General features: G+C 39.4%; 23 protein-coding genes and 1 pseudogene. 3 read left to right on the top strand and 21 right to left on the bottom strand.

The features are described 5' to 3' along the window. Positions 1-36: 36 nt before the first annotated feature. The gene (locus tag ACIQCE_RS02625) at positions 37-414 is read left to right on the top strand and encodes a Rok-like winged helix domain-containing protein (RefSeq protein WP_400493465.1); all 378 of its coding nucleotides are present in this window, start codon (positions 37-39) and stop codon (positions 412-414) included. Positions 415-461: 47 nt separating this feature from the next. Here ACIQCE_RS02625 and moaD read toward each other — a convergent pair whose 3' ends face one another. From moaD to ACIQCE_RS02655, 6 genes and pseudogenes are all read right to left on the bottom strand, one after another. Continuing rightward, positions 462-695 (bottom strand): molybdopterin converting factor subunit 1, encoded by a 234-nt coding sequence (moaD, locus tag ACIQCE_RS02630; protein WP_400493466.1) that lies wholly within the window; start codon positions 693-695, stop codon positions 462-464. Then, complete coding sequence (locus ACIQCE_RS02635; RefSeq protein ID WP_400493467.1) at positions 688-1,179, bottom strand: molybdenum cofactor biosynthesis protein MoaE; 492 nt, start codon at positions 1,177-1,179, stop codon at positions 688-690. Before ACIQCE_RS02635 ends, moaD begins: the two co-directional genes overlap by 8 nt. Further along, positions 1,179-1,697 carry a molybdopterin-guanine dinucleotide biosynthesis protein B gene (mobB, locus tag ACIQCE_RS02640; protein WP_400493468.1) on the bottom strand — a complete coding sequence of 173 codons (519 nt, stop codon included), beginning with the start codon at positions 1,695-1,697 and terminating at the stop codon, positions 1,179-1,181. Before mobB ends, ACIQCE_RS02635 begins: the two co-directional genes overlap by 1 nt. After that, complete coding sequence (locus ACIQCE_RS02645; protein ID WP_400493469.1) at positions 1,679-2,956, bottom strand: molybdopterin molybdotransferase MoeA; 1,278 nt, start codon at positions 2,954-2,956, stop codon at positions 1,679-1,681. The genes mobB and ACIQCE_RS02645 overlap by 19 nt, the downstream gene beginning before the upstream one ends. 9 nt (positions 2,957-2,965) lie before the next feature. After that, on the bottom strand, positions 2,966-3,982 hold the full coding sequence (locus ACIQCE_RS02650) for a MoeB/ThiF family adenylyltransferase (protein ID WP_400493828.1): 1,017 nt from the start codon (positions 3,980-3,982) through the stop codon (positions 2,966-2,968). Positions 3,983-4,123: 141 nt separating this feature from the next. After that, a pseudogene (locus ACIQCE_RS02655) lies at positions 4,124-4,612 on the bottom strand (molybdenum cofactor guanylyltransferase); the annotation flags it as partial. Positions 4,613-4,676: 64 nt separating this feature from the next. Between ACIQCE_RS02655 and ACIQCE_RS02660 the strand changes: the two are divergent. Next, a complete protein-coding gene (locus tag ACIQCE_RS02660) occupies positions 4,677-5,615 on the top strand; it encodes a sigmaE regulated sporulation protein (protein WP_400493470.1) in 939 nt (312 codons plus the stop codon). Positions 5,616-5,652: 37 nt separating this feature from the next. Here ACIQCE_RS02660 and ACIQCE_RS02665 read toward each other — a convergent pair whose 3' ends face one another. From ACIQCE_RS02665 to ahpA, 3 genes are all read right to left on the bottom strand, one after another. Next, complete coding sequence (locus ACIQCE_RS02665; protein WP_353855940.1) at positions 5,653-6,228, bottom strand: Rok-like winged helix domain-containing protein; 576 nt, start codon at positions 6,226-6,228, stop codon at positions 5,653-5,655. Positions 6,229-6,716: 488 nt separating this feature from the next. Continuing rightward, positions 6,717-7,175: a TlpA family protein disulfide reductase gene (locus tag ACIQCE_RS02670; protein ID WP_400493471.1), complete on the bottom strand. Its 459-nt coding sequence runs from the start codon at positions 7,173-7,175 to the stop codon at positions 6,717-6,719. Between the two features lie 82 nt (positions 7,176-7,257). After that, complete coding sequence (ahpA, locus tag ACIQCE_RS02675; RefSeq protein ID WP_353855942.1) at positions 7,258-7,800, bottom strand: biofilm-specific peroxidase AhpA; 543 nt, start codon at positions 7,798-7,800, stop codon at positions 7,258-7,260. Positions 7,801-8,071: 271 nt separating this feature from the next. On the opposite strand from ahpA, the gene ACIQCE_RS02680 reads away from it, so the two are divergent. After that, positions 8,072-8,869 carry a mechanosensitive ion channel family protein gene (locus tag ACIQCE_RS02680; protein WP_400493472.1) on the top strand — a complete coding sequence of 266 codons (798 nt, stop codon included), beginning with the start codon at positions 8,072-8,074 and terminating at the stop codon, positions 8,867-8,869. 30 nt (positions 8,870-8,899) lie between these two features. Here the strand turns inward: ACIQCE_RS02680 and ACIQCE_RS02685 are convergent, their stop codons facing one another. The 12 genes from ACIQCE_RS02685 to ACIQCE_RS02740 all read right to left on the bottom strand — a co-directional run bounded on the left by ACIQCE_RS02685 (position 8,900) and on the right by ACIQCE_RS02740 (position 17,074). Then, positions 8,900-9,142, bottom strand: coding sequence for a YkuS family protein (locus ACIQCE_RS02685; protein WP_353856567.1), 243 nt, complete (start codon positions 9,140-9,142; stop codon positions 8,900-8,902). A gap of 50 nt (positions 9,143-9,192) precedes the next feature. Next, positions 9,193-10,323 carry an N-acetyldiaminopimelate deacetylase gene (locus tag ACIQCE_RS02690; protein ID WP_400493473.1) on the bottom strand — a complete coding sequence of 377 codons (1,131 nt, stop codon included), beginning with the start codon at positions 10,321-10,323 and terminating at the stop codon, positions 9,193-9,195. An 81-nt stretch (positions 10,324-10,404) separates the two neighbouring features. After that, positions 10,405-11,115, bottom strand: a complete 711-nt coding sequence (gene dapD / locus ACIQCE_RS02695) for a 2,3,4,5-tetrahydropyridine-2,6-dicarboxylate N-acetyltransferase (RefSeq protein ID WP_353855945.1) — start codon at positions 11,113-11,115, stop codon at positions 10,405-10,407. Positions 11,116-11,224: 109 nt separating this feature from the next. After that, positions 11,225-11,680, bottom strand: a complete 456-nt coding sequence (locus ACIQCE_RS02700; RefSeq protein WP_400493474.1) for a flavodoxin — start codon at positions 11,678-11,680, stop codon at positions 11,225-11,227. A gap of 19 nt (positions 11,681-11,699) precedes the next feature. Beyond that, complete coding sequence (locus tag ACIQCE_RS02705; protein ID WP_400493475.1) at positions 11,700-12,593, bottom strand: WD40/YVTN/BNR-like repeat-containing protein; 894 nt, start codon at positions 12,591-12,593, stop codon at positions 11,700-11,702. Continuing rightward, on the bottom strand, positions 12,583-13,059 hold the full coding sequence (locus ACIQCE_RS02710; RefSeq protein WP_400493476.1) for a flavodoxin: 477 nt from the start codon (positions 13,057-13,059) through the stop codon (positions 12,583-12,585). Before ACIQCE_RS02710 ends, ACIQCE_RS02705 begins: the two co-directional genes overlap by 11 nt. 121 nt (positions 13,060-13,180) lie before the next feature. Beyond that, a complete protein-coding gene (locus tag ACIQCE_RS02715) occupies positions 13,181-14,062 on the bottom strand; it encodes a transcriptional regulator CcpC (RefSeq protein WP_400493477.1) in 882 nt (293 codons plus the stop codon). Positions 14,063-14,159: 97 nt separating this feature from the next. Further along, complete coding sequence (gene cbpB / locus ACIQCE_RS02720) at positions 14,160-14,603, bottom strand: cyclic-di-AMP-binding protein CbpB (RefSeq protein ID WP_353855950.1); 444 nt, start codon at positions 14,601-14,603, stop codon at positions 14,160-14,162. A 145-nt stretch (positions 14,604-14,748) separates the two neighbouring features. After that, positions 14,749-14,940 (bottom strand): antirepressor AbbA, encoded by a 192-nt coding sequence (gene abbA, locus ACIQCE_RS02725; protein WP_353855951.1) that lies wholly within the window; start codon positions 14,938-14,940, stop codon positions 14,749-14,751. Between the two features lie 149 nt (positions 14,941-15,089). Then, positions 15,090-15,605 carry a ribonuclease H-like YkuK family protein gene (locus ACIQCE_RS02730; protein WP_400493478.1) on the bottom strand — a complete coding sequence of 172 codons (516 nt, stop codon included), beginning with the start codon at positions 15,603-15,605 and terminating at the stop codon, positions 15,090-15,092. 144 nt (positions 15,606-15,749) lie between these two features. Then, positions 15,750-15,992, bottom strand: a complete 243-nt coding sequence (locus tag ACIQCE_RS02735; RefSeq protein ID WP_003212254.1) for a YkuJ family protein — start codon at positions 15,990-15,992, stop codon at positions 15,750-15,752. Positions 15,993-16,177: 185 nt separating this feature from the next. Continuing rightward, the gene (locus ACIQCE_RS02740; protein ID WP_400493479.1) at positions 16,178-17,074 is read right to left on the bottom strand and encodes a manganese catalase family protein; all 897 of its coding nucleotides are present in this window, start codon (positions 17,072-17,074) and stop codon (positions 16,178-16,180) included. Positions 17,075-17,227: the final 153 nt, after the last annotated feature.

Genomic DNA, 17,227 nt, shown 5'->3' on the forward strand with positions numbered 1-17,227 from the left:
GGTAGATTAAATGATAGTAGAAATGGAGTCAAGTGAATGTTAAGAGAACAATTGAAAATGCAATTGATTTTACTTTATGAAAAGGAACAAGAAGCATGGAAATACTTTCGCAAGGAACGAGAAATGATTTATCACGAGCTGAAATTGCTTGATATGAAAGAAAGCAAACCCTCTAATGACAAAATATACTATGCAGCAAGATGTGTAGATATCATTAAAGAAAAAAAGGGCAGCATTGTGAGCACAAAAGAATTAAAGGAACAGCTTCAAGCTAGAACAGATTTTAATGTAAGGCGAATTAGTGAATTATATGACCTCATTCAACAACTCGACCCACACATTTCAAAAGCACGAAGGGGATGTTTTATTTACGAAGATCACACCCAAGTACCTGTACAAGCTTTTCACACATAAAAAAGTTGGTTACAGCCAGCGGCTATAACCAAATCCTCTAATATCTATTATCCACCACTTACAGGAGGAATGAGTGCAACAGTGTCCCCTCTACGCACTTCAGCATTACCCCTCGTATATTTTTCGTTGATTGCAACCATTACGTTTTGCGCAGAATCAACACCATATACCTCCTGTAATTCTATTTTAATCTCATCAACCGTTGTTTTTTCTTTATGAATAATGACTTGTTGTTTACCGGCCTTCTCAGCAAGGCCGGCGAACAATAACACGTTAATCATGCTGATCACCTTCTTTCTGATTTAGTTGCAGAGCACTTGGTTTCCCTTCAGGATAAGAGACGGTTTCGAGCTGATCACCAATCCAAGCCTCTCCATCCTCCCAATATTCCTTTTTCCAAATTGGAACCATTTCCTTTATACGTTCAATTGCATACTCATTGGCTTCATAGGCTGCCTTCCGGTGAGGAGAGGAAACAGCAATGGCTACAGCAATGTCGGATATTTCAAGTGTCCCAATGCGATGCACAATAGCCGTTTCAGTATCAGGCCATTTATCCTTTATTTCTTGCCCGATTTGACTTAACATTTTTTCGGCCATCGGTACGTATGCTTCATAAGTTAAACGCAATGTTTTCTTGCCATTTGTCCACTCTCGTACAGTCCCGATAAAAGTCGTAATGGCCCCTGCTTTTCGGCTTATTACATGTTGAATCAATTCATTCACATCAATTGACTTTTTTGTTATTTTAAACAGTCCGTTCATCAGCCTGTCTCCTTCAATAAGTTAAAAACAAATTCAGTTCCATGGTCTTCGAACGCTGAGAATACTGGAAACGAATAGTCCTCTTTCAGTTGATTCTCTTTTGAAAAATAGATTGCTGCTCGTACATGAGATAGCTTTGAAAGATCCTTAAGCTCCTGCTCATTTTTAGCACAAATGATTTTACGATAAGATGCCTGTTTATAGCCCTCTATAACGACAGCATCTAATGGGAGATGTTCACATATTGCGAGCAATTGATCTAAGGTTATCTGCTGAATTGTAAAATGAAGGTCGCCTTCTCCCTCAACACCAGCAGCAAATGCGCCTGCTTGAACGTAACGATCCGTATCTTTCCCTTTTATGAGACGATCAGGTTTCCCGCCATGTCCATGATGTTTAAAACAGCCCAGTTTGAGCTTTTCATGACCAGCTAGTTGGCACAATTTTTCGATCAATGTGGTTTTCCCGCTATTTTGGTAACCAACCACTTGTAATATACTTAATTTGTCATCCAACATTTAGAACCACCACCTTCATCCTGAAACAGTAAAACATTTACCTGATCTCCTGCTTGAAAGCCCCTTGTTCCCCTAGGCAGAACAATAAAGCAATTGGCATCAGCAATGGATGTCACCGCACTAGATTTATCAAGACCTGTTGGAGTTGCTCTCAGATGGCTACCTTCGAACTGAAGTTTCGCTCTTACAAATCGGGTAAAAGGATTTGCCTTTGGAAAATCATGTGTCAACGTCGCTTCAGCGAATGAAGGAAATGGGCTGTCTTTTAAGCACCACGATAAAATGATGGGTTTGACAAATAACTCAAAGCCGACAAAACAGGCGGCTGGATTCCCTGACAGTCCAAACAACAATTGACCATTTGGAAGCACAGCAACGGTCGTCACACTCCCAGGTCTCATGGCGACTTTATTAAATAGTACCTCGGCACCAAGCTTTTGATAAATCGCAGGCAGAAAGTCAAAATCACCAACCGATACCCCCCCGGTTGTGATGAGCACATCCACCTTGCTCACAGCTGCTTTCACTGCCTTAAAGCTCTGATCGAAATCGTCGGATACACCACCTAAATCAAGCGGTTCTCCTCCTGCTTGAAGGACTTGTGCGTATACCATACTTAGATTACTGTTTCTGATTTTGCCGTCCACCATTGTATCACTCACTTGGAGAAGCTCTGTGCCTGTAGACATAACACCAACGACCGGCTTTTTGACAACGGGAACGACCGCATATCCGAAAGTCGCCAATATTGCGATTACACCTGGGGTCACTTTCGTCCCTTTTTTCACCATGACTCGTCCTTTGACTGTTTCTTCTCCTTGTCGAGAAATATTGTCCCCTTCTTGAAGAGGTCTTTTTAAAGACATAAAAGATTTCCCGTCTTTTTCAAACGTCTTCGTTAATTCGATCATGATCACGACATTCGCTCCAGCTGGAATCTTGGCACCTGTCATAATTCTAATAGCTTGGAAAGGACCGATTGTTTTACTTGAAACAATCCCTGCACCTATATGATCAATCACCTCAAATTCAATTGGATGGTCACTTGAAGCTTCTTTTGTATCTTCTGCTCGAAGTGCAAAGCCATCATACGGAGATCGATCAAAAGCAGGGACATCGTGGTCAGCCAAAATATCTTTAGCAATAAATCGATCAAGGCTATCCTTTAGAGGAACCCATTCCACTTTTCCCTGCTTCTTATATTGAATGACTCTTTTCACCGCCTCTTCTACCGGAATTGGCTGTCGTCTTTCCATCACATCTCACTCCTATATGCTTAGCAATTTTGCTAGTAATGAATTTGCTGCTTTTTCCTCATTCGTGCCATGGATTAATACACGCCCTCTTTGGAAAATCACGATTCGATATTCTTCAAAGCGAATATGCATTAAAAAGTCGTTGACTTCCACCTCACAAATTGGTGACAGGCGCTCTTTCATGTGCTGAAATGAAAGACTAGCTAAATCCTTTGAAATGATTTGAACCGTGTCTCTTCCGCAAAGGACCGTCGTCTTTTTACGCTGATCATCTAAATAAGGATAGGTTCTATTACTACCGCAAGAGAGACAGTCCTCCTGCCGGATATGTGAAAGATCCATTTTAAAACATGTAGACTGCCATACATCAAAGGTGACAAATTTCCGCTCTATTTGTTCTTGATGCCCTGTCAAGTATTTGAGTGCTTCTGTTTGCTGATAGGCAGAAACCATTTGAACTGCAGGGGCAATAATGCCTGCCGTATCACAGGTCACGCCTCCGGCAGGCATGGCTTTGAATACACATGATAAACACGGCGTTTCATTCGGTAAAATAACCATATACATTCCTTGACTGCTCACACAGGCTCCATAAATCCACGGTGTATTCGTTTCAAGTGACAAATCATTTATCACCATTCTTGTCTCGAAATTATCTGTTGCATCAATGACAATGTCTGCTTGTTGAAATAGCGGTCTTAACCGTTCTGCTCCCGCATCTTCAATCAAGGCATGAATATTCACTTCACGATTGATCTCTTGAAGACGTTTTTTTGACGCAATCGCTTTTGGCACATGTTCTTTTGCATCACTTTCCGTATAAAGCTGCTGCCGCTGTAAATTTGAATATTCCACATAATCACGATCCACAATGGTCAAAGTGCCGATCCCAGATCGAACAAGCCCTTCAGCAGAAGCGGTTCCCAGTGCGCCTGCTCCAACAATCAGCACATGGCTATCACGTAAAGCGTACTGGCCTCGTTCTCCAATTGGAGGGAACAAGATTTGTCTTGAATATCGCTCTTGCAATGTTGTTCTCTCCCAATCTTTTTTATGTATCATATCATACCGCTCATCAGGTAAGTCGCTTCTTTTATTAATATTTTGAAATTCAATAGATGTCACTTTTAGTTCCTCTTCTGATACAACATGTACCTTAAGCTTTTGAAGCAGGTCTTTGATCGCTAATTGCTTCTCTTTCAAACATTGGTGAATGAGCGGAAAAGTACGGCGATGATACAATGCAAAAAGGGGCTGTAATCTCCCGTGTATTTGCGGGACAACGGCATCTACATGCTCAACACAATAAGAGGATAATTTCTCCGCTGTCTCTTTTCGAATAAACAGCATATCACACGCAGTCACCATATACCAGTCGGCTTCTTGCTTTTGCATTGCGGTATATATGCCAGCAAGCGGTCCAAGTCCACGTACATGTTCATCATCTAACCAGACATTCTGTTCACTTCTCCCTTGAAAAAAAGGGAGAAGTTCAGGGTGACTAATAATGGTCACACGCCCGTCTAAAAGCTGCTTTTTGACATGCTCATAAAGCGGTTTCCCCTTGTAGAAGTAGCTTGCTTTCGGCTCTCCAAAACGTCTAGACATCCCGCCTGCCAAAATGACATTCACTATTTCCACAATTGCGTCCTCCTTCACATGGTTGTTCTAATCACCTTGATTTTGCATACTTTATTGGTAACATGAATAAGGAGGGTCATCTATGAGCCGGCGACATGCATCTCCCCTATTCCATGATATATCCCAAGAGAATTTATACTTAAAAGCCGAATCTGCCAAGTATCAAAAAATAATTTCTGATTTACAGTCAACGTATACGTATCAGAAAAATAAGAAGTTATCACAAGAATATCATGAGATGAAAAAGAATTTCACTAAATTAAAACACCAATTGGATGAAATGACCATTCTCCAAGACGATGCCACATCTAAAATACAGGATCTCTCCTATAGCAAAGCAGAACTGTTACATAAAATCGTCCTTCTCCATGAGATGCTTCAAAAGGAAACCTATCAAAGAGGAAGAGAAACAGAGGAAAAACACCGATTGCATCTGAAGGTTGTGAAATACAAAGAGCTCTCCAAACAATTAAAAGAACAATTACTTGATCAAGATGTACGGCTTGCAAAAGAGGAGAAAAAAGGACATACATTAGCTTCGGTTGTTGAAAAGCTTCAACAAACATTGTCTGAAAAAAAGACAGAGCTCCATATCTTGCAAGAAGGCGTTCAACACCTTCAGCAACGTTTCTATGAAACGCAAGAAAAATTACTGCAAATCGAGAAAGCAAAAGAAGCGATTTTTTATGAAACCCTCACGAGCTATCAAAAGCAATTAGCAGAAAGCGAAGAATGGATCGCATCACATTTTGCTGATATTGACCGATCAGAACAAACAAAAGTCCAGCCTTTTTCACAAGACCCTATCCTGCAAACGACTGAACAAATTGAGCCTATTCTGAAAACGTTAAATGAGCAAGTACAAATACTCCAATCACAGGTAGATGCTGTTTTGCGTAACGGAGAGATCATGACGGTGAAAATCGACGGATTTAAAAAACAGCGTGATGACATGCATCAGGAGCGCCGTATTGTATATACCGTCGATCAAAAAAAGGATCTTCCATCAATCAAGAAATAAAGAAACTGCTGGCTTTCACGCCAAGCAGTTTCTTTTTTTATTCCTCTTCTGTTTGAATGTCGCCTTCTAAAATATACTGTCCGCGATAAGGCTTTTTCACTTCTGGGTACATTTTAATTAAACTTTGCATAAACGTTGTCATATTCGGAATTTCAAGTCCGCTCTCTTTTTCAATTTCTTTTTGAAGCTCAGAGCTTTTAATGGCCGCATTATGACGCTTTAATGTTTTGATCGCTGCTTCACGAAGTTTAGCTGCCTTTGAGCCTGGACGAGCCGTTCCTCTTCTGCGTCTTGATCCTTCAGGAATACCTACAGGTGCACCATTAAGCTGACCTGTTCCTAAAGGTGATGTAGCGTTTGACTGTGTCTGTTGTTGTTGAAAGCTTCTCACTTCTTGTGCAGCCAACTCTGCTAATACAGGCAGTGAATCCGTTTTTTTATCAGAACGCATCTCTTTTTTCGTATCTGTTACAAGACCTGTTCCTTGACGGTCTAATTCTCTTAACTTCGCATAAATGGTATCACGTTCAATTTGATATTCACGAATGACCTTCACTTCTGCTTCATTTAATTGTTCCAATCGTAAACGTAACGCTTCCCTCTCATTAAACAATGGATTTCCCCCTCATCATATAAAAAATATTCTATAGTAAATATTAGATTAGAAAACTAATTTTATCAACTATTTTTTTATCATTTTACAGTTTTCTAGCAGATAGGTATTTTCAACTAAAATTTTGTCCAGCAGGAAAAATGGGCATCCATTTCATTGACACTATAGGGTTTTGACAGACCTTAAAATATTGTAAAAAATTTGAATAAACGGTTACAACACTTGATTTATATAGTTATTTACCAAACTGAAATTTCTTTTGTGCAAAAACGTTCTGAATAATAAAAAGTTAATATCTTTACATTTCCATTTCAAAAGAGAATGTAAATAGGTCATAATACCTTTTTTGTTCGAAATTTTTTTATGAAATCCATTATTTTTTCTTTTCTTAAAAAGAACACATACAATAAATTCCCATCTAATGCAACATAATGCAACATTTTTCCTGTTTTTACCCATGAAAAAACCCCCATTGATGGGGGAGAATCCTATTCTGCTGCCTTTTCAGACTCAGAAAGAACGCGATTGACACGTTTTTCAAGCATTTTCATACCGCTTCCACCAGCTTGGAAATGACGTAAAACACCTGTTTGATCAAATACATAATACGCAGGTACGTATTCATTTTCAAAGGCTTCTGTTAATTGATGATCACTGTCCACAAAAATTGGCTGAGTAATTTCATGCTCTTTGGCAACCTCTTTGATTTTCTCTATATCCAAATCGTCTTCTGAACGTGGCATATGCACCGCCACAACGTTTAATTGATCTTTGTATTTATCACGGAATTGATTGACCTGTGGCATTGCCTCTTTACAAAGATGACAGCTAATTGACCAGAAGTGAATCAATGTTGGTTTATCGCCAATAAGTTCTTCTTTTGAAACTTCTCCATTTAACCATTCTTTCGCACCAGTCAGTTCTGGCATCGGTTGACGTAATTTCATTTTGAACCTCCTCCATTCATTGTATGTGTCGAAACAAAAAGGTCTAACATCAGTTAGACCCTCCTGTTTCTTCAGCTATCAATTAAAGTGTTTTTTGACCTGGTTTCCAGTTCGCTGGGCAAAGTCCACCAGTTTGTAATGCTTGAAGAACACGTAATGTCTCATCTACATCACGACCAATATTGTTGTGGAATACTGTTTGATATTGAATTTCGCCCTCTGGGTTAATGATAAATAACCCACGAAGTGCAATTCCTTCTTCTTCAATTAAAACACCATAGTCTCTAGATACTTTGTGGTTCGTGTCAGCAGCTAGCGGGTATTTTAATTCGCCTAAACCATTGTCCTTACGATCCGTGTTAATCCAAGCAAGATGCGTATGAATTGTATCGGTAGAAACCCCAATAATTTCTGCATCTAAATCTTCGAACTCATCGTAACGGTCACTCATTGCAGTAATTTCAGTTGGGCAAACAAATGTGAAATCCATTGGATAGAAGAAAAGAACTGTCCATTTGTCCTTCTTCATGTTTTCCTCTAAACTTACTTTACCAAATTCCTTGTTTGCAAGTACTGCTTCCATTTCAAAACGTGGTGCTTGTTTTCCTACAAAACGCTCTGCCATATGTAAATCCCTCCATTAAATAATATCTTTATACAGACTTCTATGCTGTATAGAAAATGAGAATTAAAAGATGAAATTCTCATTTAGTTAATAACTTCACATATATAATTATAATACTTAAGCAATTTTTAGTCAATATTAATTAATAATAAATTTAATTAACAATGTGAATCGAACCCCACGCTTTATCTAACAAAAAGTTTAACATGACTTGTATAAGGGAACAAATGATAAGCTTCTCTTAGAGAATACATAGAAAGGTTTTGAACAAATGAAAGGTTTTGAACAAATTGATTGGTTTTCCATCCTCATCAACATCAGTTTCATTTTGCTAAAATTAATTGGTATTTTTGTGATTTATTTTATCATCAGGGCGATTGGAAACAAGATGATTAAGCGTGCTTATGAAAATTTTTCCAAAAAACATGAAATCTCTTTGTCAAGGGCGCAAACCCTTCAAAGTCTAACGTTAAATATCTTCGCCTACTTATTATTTTTTATGCTAGTTGTCATGATTCTCGATTTATTTCATTATAATCCTACTGCTCTGCTCGCTGGGGCAGGTGTAGTCGGGCTTGCAATCGGCTTTGGCGCCCAAGGATTCGTTAGTGATATTGTGACAGGGTTCTTTATTTTACTAGAGAAACAATTTGATGTGGGCGAGTATATTACGGTTGGAGGCTCTGACGGAATCGTCGAACAAATCGGGCTAAGAACAACACAACTTCGAAGCTTTGATGGAACACTTCACTTCATCCCAAATCGAAGTATACTAAATGTGAGCAACCATTCAAGAGGTACGATGCAGGCCCTCGTTGATATTGAATTATCTCCCGATGAAAATGTAGATCAGATGATCACAGCATTACAATTAGCTTGTGATGAAGTTCGAGAAGAAACACCTCAGATTATTGAAGGACCTCAAGTTTTAGGAATTGAAGCATTTGGTTCATCCTCCCTCGTTCTTCGTATTATTGCCAAAACTGAAACAATGGAGCAGTGGCGGGTCGAACGTATCCTTCGTAAAAAAGTGAAAGAAATTCTCGATACGCAAAAAGAACCGGGATGATAAATTCTCTTCCGGTTCTTTTTGTTATTCTTACTGTACGCGCTGTTCTACTTCTTGACAAATTTCATCAGCGGTCATGCCTGATGCTTTAATGACTGATGCCTTTGTCTCTGTATTTGAAATGCCAAGAACATTCGAATCTAGACCTGTCACTACATAGCAGTCACACTGCTTCATTTGCTGTTCATTTTGAATACGCACGACGTCATATCCTTTTTGCTTCAATAATTCTTCTACATCAGATAATGATGGTTCTACACCAATTCTTGTCATAATCAAGAACACCTCCTGTTCATAAGGTGTACTGGTCGGTGCTCGATTATTCATTCTCCTGCTTGCTTTTTAAAATAGGCCGTCATGATCTTCACAGCCGTTTCAATAGCTTGTTCATCAGGTGTGAGTTTTGCATGATGAAGTCCATATTCTGAATCTACACCTAGCCAAAACATAAACCCTGGATACTCCTTCAGCATATAGCCAAAATCTTCACCTGTCATTGCTTCTCTGCATTCAATGACATTCGCTAACCCTTCTTCTGCTACATATGACATAAATGCTTCTGTGAGGTCTTTTGAATTTACGACTTCATAATATGATGAAGGATAACGAACTGTCGCTTTGCATTCATAGCCAACCTCTATTCCTTTTGCAAGTGATTCAATTCGTCTTCTGACGTTTTCCATTGACTCAGGTGACAGCGTACGAATAGTCCCGTCAAGCGTCGCATGCTGAGCAATGATATTTTGCGCAGTTCCTCCTGTAATCGTTCCGACTGTGATCACAGCACTATCAAGAGGATCGACATTACGTGAAATGACAGATTGTAGCTGACCTACGAGGGCACTTGCAGCCACAACCATATCATTCGCTAAATGCGGGTAGGCTGCATGCCCACCTTTTCCTTCCAGGTCTATCACTAGTTCGCTCGTATTGGCAAATAGGAGTCCTGGCTTTGTCGCAATCGTACCGACTGGGTATTCAGGTGCTATGTGTAATGCTGTGATAAACTCTGGCGTCCACTTTTTCAGGACATCACTTCTAAGCATTGGTTCAGCCCCGCCTGGTCCTTCTTCTGCCGGCTGAAAGATAAACAGCAGATCCTCTTTAATTGGCTGATGAACGAAATAATCAATGATGCCAAGGGCAATGGTCATATGAAGATCGTGTCCGCATGCATGCATGTTGCCTTCATGCACAGAAGCAAATGAATAGCCAGTTTCCTCATGTATTGATAAACCATCCATATCTGCACGATAAGCAAATATGCGTGATGGACTCGTTCCCTTCACTTTAACAAAGAGCCCTGTCCGCCATGTCTCGATTTCAATTCGATCATGTTGGTATGTTTGAAGGTGCTTGAGAAGATAGGCTTGTGTTTTAAATTCTTGGAAACCAAGCTCGGGAATTTGATGCAAATCTCTTCGAATGGATATTAATTGCTCACGATTTAGCAAGAGAACTCGCTTCCTTTCCTCTATACGAATAGACGTGGATTTGTCATCCACGTCTATTTCTTCAGCTACGAATTGTATGAATTAAAGTTGACGCAGTTCTTGTTTAATTTCCGTCTTACCTTTTGTTTTTTCATCAATGTCTTTAATTTTCTTTGCAGGTGTTCCTGCTACAACTGTGTAAGGCTCGACGTCGTTTACGACGATAGCACCAGCTGCTACAACCGCACCTTTACCAATTGTCACGCCTTCTAAAACAACAGCGTTAGCACCGATTACAACATCATCTTCCACCACTACCGGTTTAGCAGATGGCGGCTCAATAACACCAGCAAGGACAGATCCAGCTCCGATATGACAGTTCTTACCTACTGTCGCACGTCCACCAAGAACAACGTTCATGTCAATCATGGTACCTTCACCAATAACTGAACCTATATTAATAGAAGCCCCCATCATGATCACTGCATTATCACCGATCTCTACTTGATCACGAATGATTGCGCCTGGCTCAATACGTGCTTTAATGTTTTTTAAATCTAGCAAAGGGATCGCAGAGTTACGGCGGTCATTTTCCACTACGACATCTTCGATTTTTTCTTTGTTTGATGCTAAAACTTCTTGGATTTCACTCCATTCACCGAAAACGACACCTGTGTTTCCAGTAATGAATGTTTTTGCGTTTTCACCAAATGCAATATCTTCTAAGTCACCTTTGATGTAGACTTTTACGGGTGTTGATTTTGTACTATTTTGAATAAATGAAATAATTTCATTTGCGTCCATTTGTTTCATGTATGTATGTCCTCCTCTTAATTTATACTTCATTACTGTATCAAAGGAGAGTTTTAATGACAAGTGAAAGAATTGTCTCCACATTGGAAAATAAAACAAGCCGGTGTCGTTATCCGGCTTCTTGCTGATGAATATGAACAAATTGTTTTCCAAAAGAGATCAATTCCTCTTCTTCGTCTCCTTCTGGATTTAATTCAATCTTTACTGACGGGAGAACAATTTGCCCGCCAAGCTCCTTTACCTTTTCTTCAATTAAATCAACGGCTCCACAGAAATGTTCATACGATGTATCTCCAGAGCCAAATACAGCAAAGGATTTCCCCGATAGGTCAAGTGCTTCCATCTCTTCATATAAATCAATAAAATCATCTGGAAGATCACCATCTCCCCATGTATACGCACCTAACATGATGTGTGAGTAATCATTGAGCAAATCAGCATCAATATCCATCGCTTCATGCCGGTCCACGCTAGCTCCGGCTTCTTTTAATCCTTTTTCAATTAAATCCGCCATTGCCTCTGTATTACCAGACATTGTGGCATAAACAAGTAAAACCTTTACCATATCTCTTGTTTCCTCCTTGTTAATGAATCAGTAAAGGCTCCTCATAAGGTCTGACAAACTTACTTTCATATAAACCCGCACAGAAAAAATTCTCTTTTTGATTTGCCACGCGAAACCCGTGCCCTTTGATCGTATCAAACCACTTGAGCTCTTTTTGCCCAACATCGAGCTGATATACTTTAGAAAACCCATGCTCATCCTGTGAAGTAGTTACATAGATAATGCCATTGTCCTCCGACACATCCAAAAAGGATTGTTCCCTTGCACACACCTGTGATTGAATATCATGAATCATATTTGTATTTAAATCTAAAATTTGAACTGATCCCTTTTTTCCTTTTTTAGAGCCTAGTGCACAGACGAGCAAGTGTTCATGACAGACTAGCATAGAAGCTGTCATCCGATGCTTCTCTCTCTTTAGCAGATAAATCTGTCCACTTTGCAAGTCGTAAATCCATATTCCTCCATGCACCTCATGGATTTGTGTTCCAATGTAAAGAAAATCACCTGCAACACACAAGGAACGAATCACAGGCGGATGATTTACATGAGCAAACGGCTTCATAATTTCCCAGGAAATCCCGAAATCATTTGACATATAAATACAGTGCTTTCCGTGTGCACAAACAAAACCATCTTCACGTCCTGTGATGGACCAAACGACTGCATTTGTAGGAAAGGATGATAATGCCCACGTATTGCCATCATCAGTAGATCGAATCAAAGTTCCATTCTCACCAACACCAAATAAATACGGACCAATATAACTCATGGCGTGGATTTTATGCTTGAGCTTGAACAGCTTCTGCCATCCATTCTCAACACTATAATGAAAAATACCCTCTCGTTTCACGGCTACAAAGTACCCTCTCGTTTTGGATGCCGTAACTGCAGTCGCCCCTTTATGAAACATGATTTTCAACTCTTTTCTCAGACAAAGATGCCCAAGTTAAAAAGCTTGTAGCGAATTCCTTACAGCACTCTACATCTTCATCTGTATCTGGTGCAAGCTCCATTTTCAATGTTTCAGGAAATACAGATGCACCAGTTGTTTTTAGCATGTCATGGAATATGTGTACTGCCTCGCAGAACTTTGGATAGCTGTAGTCACCCGAGCCAAATACAGCAGCTTTGGCATGATTTAATTCAAGAGAAGAGACTTGATCATAAAAATCTTCCGCTTCATAAGGTAAATCTCCGTCTCCCCAGGTATATGAGCCGATCAATATGTAATCGTATAAAGAGAGCGATTCTACACTCGTCTCATCTAATTCCAACATAACGGTATCGATCCCTTTTTCCTCAAGAGTTTGCTTTAAGATCGTTGCCATATCTTCCGTATTGCCGGACATACTTGCATATGCAATTAGTGCTTTCATCTATTGGTCACCTCATCTAAATGATAATCATTTTCAATTATTATATGTACACTTTAAATGATAATGATTTTCATTGTCAAATAATTTTATAAAAAAAGCACCTTCTTTTCAAAGAAGGTACTTAAACGGCGTCATTCTGGAGCATGTCTTTGACCACACCAACAAATGCCTGAACTTGTTTTAATTGAAAAGACGCTTCATATCCTAACAGCCATGTATCACGTCCTATTTGTTCCCCATTTGTGTCAAAAAGCGGGGTTTTATAAACACTTTTCTCATGATCATATAAGGTGACAGAAGGTAAAATTGCGTAACCTATTCCGTGATAAGCCATTTGTTTACATGTCTCAATTTGGTCGACAAGAATCGTTTGTTTTGGAGACACTTTAAACTTTTGATGCCACCAGTGCTGGATTTCTTGGTAATACGTACTGTCACTTTTAAATTGAATAAATGGGCGCTCTGTTTCGATTAACTCATCCACGTCCTTAATGACGGCGTCTACCAAATATAAATGATCTGTCATCAGATATTCCTTTGTTCCCTTCCAATCAGGGTTTCCACGAATAATCCCAATGTGGACATGGTCTTCATACAGACTTTTGAGCATTTCGCTGCTCCAACCGGTGACAAGTGATACTTTGGCATTTGGATATTTTTCGACATAACGCTTTAGCACTTTTGGAAGCCAGTGCTGGCCAATAATTGAAGCAACAGCAAGCTTGAGCGTGCCATGAATATCACCTTCAAGTGCATCGATTCTCTCTCTTACTCGATCCTGCTCAGTTGTCACCTCTTTAGCAAACTGAATAATCTGCTCTCCTGCCGAGGTCACTGTCAGCCCTTTTTGTGAACGGAAAAAGATCTTCGTCCCCCATTCCTTTTCAATGGTTTGCAATCTCTGAGATAATGCAGGCTGAGATACAAATAATCGTTCAGATGCCTTTCTCATATTCAACTCTTCACTTAGTACAACGAGCATATGTAACTCTTGAAGCTGCAATGGGGCGTCCCCTTTCCCTCTATAAGTTTTCCTTATTCCATATGGATATTATATAAATATTAACTTATGAAGGCAAAAAAATAAGCTGGCATGCAGCTTATTTTTTCGTGGAATGAATGACCTCATTTAATCGTTTTAATACAACACGACGCGTAAAAATCCCTTCAAATACTTGATCCTCATTTTCTACACACACAAATCCATTATTCGTTACAGCGTGAACACCTTTTAGAACAGGATCGGTTGTTTTAAGTCTTGGAATCTCTGTTAACATGGCCTCTTCTACCTTCAATTGATCAAGTTTCTCAAATTCAATTCGTTCCAATCCAAAGATTTTATTCATAATCATATTGGTTCCAATTAAACCATGAAGGCGATAAGAAGGGTCTAACACAGGTATTGCTGTATATCCTGTTTTCGTCAGGACTAAAAGAGCATGCTCGAGATTATTTCCAATTTGAACATGTGCGACTTTATCTGCATCAATCATATGCTCAGCTACTGTTGACTCAAGCAACTGATTCGGTTCTATATCTATCATGTTTCTTCGACCCCTTTTCTCTCGATCATCAATCAACCATTTCCCTTTAATCATAAGCATAAACGAAAACGAAATTTGTCGAAAGATTTTTTCTGCATAAAAAAGATACTCAGCCCCGAGTATCTAATAGAATGTTAAATCGTTATTAATTCTCAAACCTTACTCTGTCATACAGTGTAATCAATTGTTTATACGTATTGTCGTCAACTTTTTTTGTTCCACATTCTATATCATTGATCTCACTGCTTAGTAACTCGACAGCATAATCCTGATTCAGTAATACGTTTAATAATAGCTTTTTCTCTTCTTCATTAAAACGATTTTCGATGACGCTCATTCAACATCAGGCCCCCTGTTTCATATATGCTTTTATATTGATTAGCAGGCTTTTGAATGTCTGCTTCCTCTCTATACAGCTAGAATAAGGAACTAGAATAGAATCGTCAACCGCATGTTTCGACAACAATTGGAGAAACATGACGGAATTTATTTTGTGTATCGATTGGCATAGCAAAATGCTGCATACGAGTCTGGTTTTATTTTTGCTTCAATTCCCAATGCTGTGATCATACCAGTCATCTCCTGAATCAGCTCTTTAGTGCTTCCTTTTTTGCCAATATCTAGATGAACTTCAAAACGGAGGTCTGCCCCTTCCTCAGCAAACGGAAGAAGCAAATCCGTCAGTTCTGTTAAAGGTCCGTCAAGGATGTCTGCACATACCTTTTGGCTAAACGCTGTTTCTAATGAAATTTTTTCTCTAAGACTTTGCACTGGTCTGCTTACCACCTCTTGTGTTAAACAGCCCCAAGCCCCTTTACCAATTCGGTGAAGATGAACGGCTGTCATAAACTTTGTGACCTTCTGATTGACCTGTGAGTCTGTACCAATAGATAACACATAGACTGACCTTGGGTCTTTTAAAATAAAATCTTTCATTCTTATGATGACATCAGAAAACGCTAAATGATCTTCAGTAAGATTGTAGAAAAAAGAATGATTCACAGAGAGGAACTCCTTTTTAATGATCTCTTATCCGAAAAAATGCGCTGATTGATCATCTACAGTTTGTGCATCGCCTGTTATGACGATTCTATTTGCCGCATTAAACGAAGGAATTCTCAGAAAAAACATTTCATACGATTCAGCTTAGGATTGCAGAAGCTCAAAAATCTCAATCGAAATCATATCAATGTTGTCAAATGGGAAAGTATTTGGCTTATCCCCTTGTTGAAAAACAGTTAATTCAAACGTTTGATTCTTTTCGAAATACTTAACACTACAGATTTTCTCACCGTTCACTTCGAAATAACGCTGTGCCGGTTCGTTTGCGGCCTCCGCTGTCTCTTGAAGACTTTGCAGCCTTGTAATAATACCCATTAATTGTGACATTCTAAAAAAAGACTCCTTTCAAAAAAACAACTCAAGATGAACCCGTATTGATTATACACAAGTCCTACAAAGCATCATACCATAAAGTGTTGTCAGATGATATTTTTCCTCTTGAATTCAAAAAAAAGAAAAAGAATCTGTTTTTTTATTTTGAGTCTTTTTTCTGATTACATTCACCTTGTTTTTTAAAGACCTGCAGATCTCATGAGTCGTTTGGCAATTTCGTCAAAATCTTCTTTTGATATGCCTGGTGCAAACTCTTCAGGCAGCTCTCTGAAATCTGGTACAGGTGCTCCTTTCGGGGTGCCCTCAATGACCGAAAGCGGCTTACCGTCTATCGGATGTCTACCCTTCCAAATTTTATCAATATCCTTGTAATCCGTGTCACTAAATGTATACAGCTTCGTATGAATGTTTTGATCCTCAAATTTTCTCGCTGCGTCGAAATGTTTATTATCGAGGTTTGGAATCGGGAGCATCTTCCCTACATCTACTCCTGTGGCAACCTCAAGCGCTTTTGCATATGCCACGACATGCACACCGCCCCTTACAAGTAAATAACCGATCATCTCTCTTGCCGTAGGGTGATCCGTCATTTCATACACGCGCATCTTATGCGTACGGGCCCCGCATTCAAGGAAAAAATTATGAAGGAGGTCAAGAATCAGGTTCCCACTCGAGAACACATTCTCTCCTACCCAAGGCTTTGCCATGGAATCAAACGGGTAGCCTGTTTGTGCCGTTTGAATAAAATGCTGCGTATTTCGTTTATCAACAGCTGCTTTCATTGGTGTCGTATCTGGATCTCCGCCATGAGTGGTCCCCGTAATCATGAGATTGATAGCTGTGGTCACAAGCTCTACATGACCGAACTCTTCAGCTGTAATGCTTGAAACGAGGTCATAAAACGGTTTAAGTTTTCGTTTCCCTCTAAAGTTAAAAGATTGAAACATATAATTATTTAATGTAGACATTTCACCAAATTTCCCGCCGAGTAATTCTTGCACAGCAGCTGCTCCATTTGCATCTGGGTGATCTGGTCTTGGCAAATCAATCAGCAGCCGCTTGTCACGTTTGATCATGACTTTTCCCTCCTACCGTCTAACTATCATCACTTAAGATGTATGGAGGATTTGGGATGTCCTATGCATAAAGGAAAAGATTGAAGCACAAAAAAACTTGGCGGGGGTAGCGCCAAGTTTTTTGGATCTTGATCTGATAGAGGGGTTGGGGAA

Origin of the sequence: Bacillus sp. NPDC093026, from assembly GCF_044754665.1 — a bacterium.
GTDB classification, from domain to species: Bacteria; Bacillota; Bacilli; order Bacillales; family Bacillaceae; genus Bacillus; species Bacillus maqinnsis.